This is a genomic window from Saliniramus sp., from assembly GCF_035311605.1.
GTDB lineage: Bacteria > Pseudomonadota > Alphaproteobacteria > Rhizobiales > Beijerinckiaceae > Saliniramus.
In genome coordinates, this window is sequence record NZ_DATGCW010000200.1 from 1 (window position 1) to 3,421 (window position 3,421).

5 protein-coding genes are annotated in these 3,421 nt (G+C 61.4%); 1 reads left to right on the forward strand and 4 read right to left on the reverse strand.

Annotation, left to right across the window (positions count from 1 at the left end):
• Positions 1–669 (forward strand): aldehyde dehydrogenase family protein (locus VKP01_RS09165; RefSeq protein ID WP_324411846.1); only part of this gene is annotated, 669 nt, incomplete at its 5' end.
• Positions 670–723: 54 nt separating this feature from the next.
• Here the strand turns inward: VKP01_RS09165 and VKP01_RS09170 are convergent.
• The 4 genes from VKP01_RS09170 to VKP01_RS09185 all read right to left on the reverse strand — a co-directional run.
• Positions 724–1,296 (reverse strand): hypothetical protein, encoded by a 573-nt coding sequence (locus tag VKP01_RS09170; protein WP_324411847.1) that lies wholly within the window; start codon positions 1,294–1,296, stop codon positions 724–726.
• A complete protein-coding gene (locus VKP01_RS09175) occupies positions 1,289–1,606 on the reverse strand; it encodes a hypothetical protein (RefSeq protein ID WP_324411848.1) in 318 nt (105 codons plus the stop codon). The genes VKP01_RS09170 and VKP01_RS09175 overlap by 8 nt, the downstream gene beginning before the upstream one ends.
• Before the next feature lie 116 nt (positions 1,607–1,722).
• Positions 1,723–2,718 carry a calcium/sodium antiporter gene (locus VKP01_RS09180; protein ID WP_324411849.1) on the reverse strand — a complete coding sequence of 332 codons (996 nt, stop codon included), beginning with the start codon at positions 2,716–2,718 and terminating at the stop codon, positions 1,723–1,725.
• Between the two features lie 81 nt (positions 2,719–2,799).
• On the reverse strand, positions 2,800–3,421 hold a 622-nt coding region (locus VKP01_RS09185; RefSeq protein ID WP_324411850.1), incomplete at its 5' end, for a 2-hydroxychromene-2-carboxylate isomerase.

Below are 3,421 nucleotides of genomic sequence, written 5' to 3' on the forward strand. Positions count from 1 at the left end.
GCCGGCGAGCGCTGCATGGCGGTCTCGGTGGCGGTGCCGGTGGGTGAGGAGACGGCGAACCGGCTGATGGAAAAGCTGATCCCGCGCGTCGAATCCCTCAAGATCGGCCCCTCGACCGATCCCGGCGCCGATTTCGGCCCCGTCGTCACCAGGGCGCATCTCGACAAGATCAAGGATTACGTCGAGATCGGCATCGAGGAAGGCGCAACCCTCGCCGTGGACGGGCGGGGCTTCACCATGCAGGGCTATGAGAACGGCTTCTACATGGGCGGCTGCCTGTTCGACAACGTGACGAAGGACATGCGTATCTACAAGGAAGAAATCTTCGGCCCCGTGCTTTCCGTGGTGCGCGCCAAGAGCTTCCACGAGGGGCTGGCGCTCGCCAACGACCACGAATACGGCAACGGCGTCGCGATCTTCACCCGCGACGGCGATGCCGCCCGTGATTTTGCGGCGCAGGTCGATGTCGGCATGGTGGGTATCAACGTGCCGATCCCGGTGCCGATCGCCTATTACACCTTCGGTGGCTGGAAGCGCTCGGCCTTCGGCGATCTCAACCAGCACGGCCCGGACGCGATCCGTTTCTATACCAAGACCAAGACGGTCACCTCCCGCTGGCCCTCCGGCGTCAAGGACGGCGCGGAATTCGTCATCCCGACGATGCGGTGATCAAGGCAATACAGGCGGGGGCATATGCTCCCGTCGGTGTGGTCGCGCTTGCTGCTAAACGGTCCGCAAGCCATCATCATCGTGCCGATGACCGTCTTCAAGATCGCGTTTGATGATGCCTGCCAGACGCTGAACAAGCGTGTCCGGCGCCCGCGCGGTTTCGGCCTCCAGACGGCGTACGCGGAAACGTTCGATATTGTTCAGCATCATCAGCCCGAAGGACAGGCTGGCCAGGATGCCATGAACCTCCTTCGCCAGGTCCGGATCCCTGCGCCACAGATCTTCCATGGCAGCGCTGATCCCGTCTTCGGACGGCCTATCGGCATCGCGGGCGCCAGCTGCGACATGGTCCAGCATGAAATCGGCAAAGGCCTTGCCACGTGCCTCGTCGGCATAGCCGGAGACGAGAAAGAGGATCATGCGACGCACTTGCGGAGGCAGGTCGTTTTCCTGAAGCACGCGCTTCGCTGCAGAAAACGCCTGACAGAGATCCTGGCGAAGGTGCAGAAGGAAATCGTAACGGTGCTCAAGCTCGGCCTTACTGCGCCAGAACCACGCCATAGAAGCGCCGGCGAGCGCTGCAACGACGGTGACGATACTGAGGATAGTTGGATCAATGTCAGCCATCATGATGATCCTTTCCGTGCCCCATTTCTAACTCGCTTCGTTCGTTATTGGTCGCGCAGGTATCAATTACATCTTTCGATAAATGCCCTGTTTTACGCCGGATCCCCGCAGCCTCTTCCTTTATCCGTACCCTTAATAACGCGCTTCTTATCAATATCCAGATTATTGCAAAGACCGCCGCCATTCCAGCAGCAAGAAAGAACGATTTCGTTATCGAGATCACCGTAGCCATCATGCAAATTGCGATGAAGGCCATCAAGTCGCTATCGCCTCTGCACGCTTCAAAAAACGCTTTCGTATCCAGCTTCATCCGGCAATTTTCCTCAACCACACCGCAGCGTGATAATCGATACAATATAAAATTGTAATTTTCTTAGATAGCATTCATTGAATGTAATTGACACACTTGATCCGGAGCCAGTCTCCTCACACCGCCCCCAGCCCGACCATCCCGCGCAGGCCCGGCGAGAACTGGATCGCGATGTAGGCGACATAGAGCAGGCTGAGCACCGCGCCTTCGCGGCGGCCGATGCGCCAGCCGGTCATGGCGAAGATGACGAAGATAATCGCGGCGAAAGCGGCCACCCAGACGTCGAACAGGGCGATCTCAGGGGGCACCGCGAGCGGCATGACCAGCGCCGTCACGCCGAGAATGCCGAGAATGTTGAAGATGCAGCTGCCGACGATATTGCCGAAGGCGACATCGGCATGCCGGCGCCAGGCCGCGATCACGGCGGTGGCGACTTCCGGCAGCGAGGTGCCGATCGCCACGATGGTCAGCCCGATCACCGCCTCCGACAGGCCAAAATTCCGGGCGATACCGATCGCCCCGTCCACCAGCAGATCCGCCCCGTAGAGCACGGCTGCCAGCCCGCCGAAGCCCATCAGGAGCGCAATCGGCATGGAGCTTTGCGGAATCTCGTCGACCTCCTCGGCCTCCTGTCCGTGCATCACTGCCCCGGCATCGAGGGAGCGGCGATCACTCCACCAGGTGAAACTCGTATAGACGACCAGCAACGCTACCCCGATCGCCCCGGCGATCCGACCGATTTCGCCCGAGAGCACCATCAGGACGAGTATGACGGTGGCGAGGATCAGCGCCGGGCCGTCACGCCGATAGGCCTCGCGCCTGGTCGCGAGCGGGAAGATCAGCGCGGCGATGCCCAGCACCAGGAAAACATTCGCGATATTGCTGCCCACGACGTTGCCGACCGCTATCCCCGGCGCCCCCTTGAGCGCGGCATTGATGCTCGCCATCAGTTCCGGCGCGGAGGTGCCGAAACCCACCAGCGTCAGGCCGATCACCATCGGCGAGATACCGAAGCTTCGCGCGATCGAGACCGAACCACGCACGAGATATTCTCCGCCGGCGAGAAGCAGAACGAAGCCGGCGACGAGAAAAGCGATGTCAGTCAAGGGCATGGGCGGGATCCGGGCGTTGATGCAGGGTTGAAACGAGTCGCCCTGTCGCACGCTTGGATTGAGATAGCGTTACGGCGCGCTTCAGGGCCTGTAAGGCGCGCGACCACTCGACAAGGCATCGTCGAGCAATTCGACGCGATCCTGCCCCCAAAATACCTCGCCGTCCAGAACATAGCTCGGCGCACCGAATACATCCGCCGCAACGGCGCTCTCCGCGTTCAGCGTGTAGAGCGCCTCGACCGCATTGCCGCGAGCCTCGTCCAGAACCGCCTGTGCGGGATGCTCAGCCTCGTCGAGAAGCGCTGCGAGCGTCTCGGCATCGGATATATCGCCCTCTTCTTCCCAGACAGTCTCGAAGATGCGGCGCAGATACGTGGCAGGATCGCGGTCGCGGGCGATCAGCGCGATGACGCTCCGGTCGGCGAGGCCGGGATCGACGGGAAAGAATCTGGGCTGGATGTTGAAGGTCATGCCGCGCCGGTCGCGCCAGCGCTGGAGTTCAAGAAGACGATACCGTTGACGCTGTGGCGGGCGTTGCCCGAGCGGCAGACCGCCGGTGCGCGCGAACACCTCGGACACCGGCATCGGCCGGTATTCGACCTTGAGCGCGTGCCGCGCCACCACCTCCAGAAAGGGTTCGTGACCGATATGGGTCCACGGCGAACTGCTGGTGAAATAATAGGTTATGGTGCGCGTCATGGCG

Coding starts and splice junctions, on each gene's coding strand:
- VKP01_RS09175 (WP_324411848.1), bottom strand. CDS start 1,606: ATGAAGCTGGATACGAAAGCGTTTTTTGAAGCGTGCAGAGGCGATAGC.
- VKP01_RS09170 (WP_324411847.1), bottom strand. CDS start 1,296: ATGGCTGACATTGATCCAACTATCCTCAGTATCGTCACCGTCGTTGCA.
- VKP01_RS09180 (WP_324411849.1), bottom strand. CDS start 2,718: ATGCCCTTGACTGACATCGCTTTTCTCGTCGCCGGCTTCGTTCTGCTT.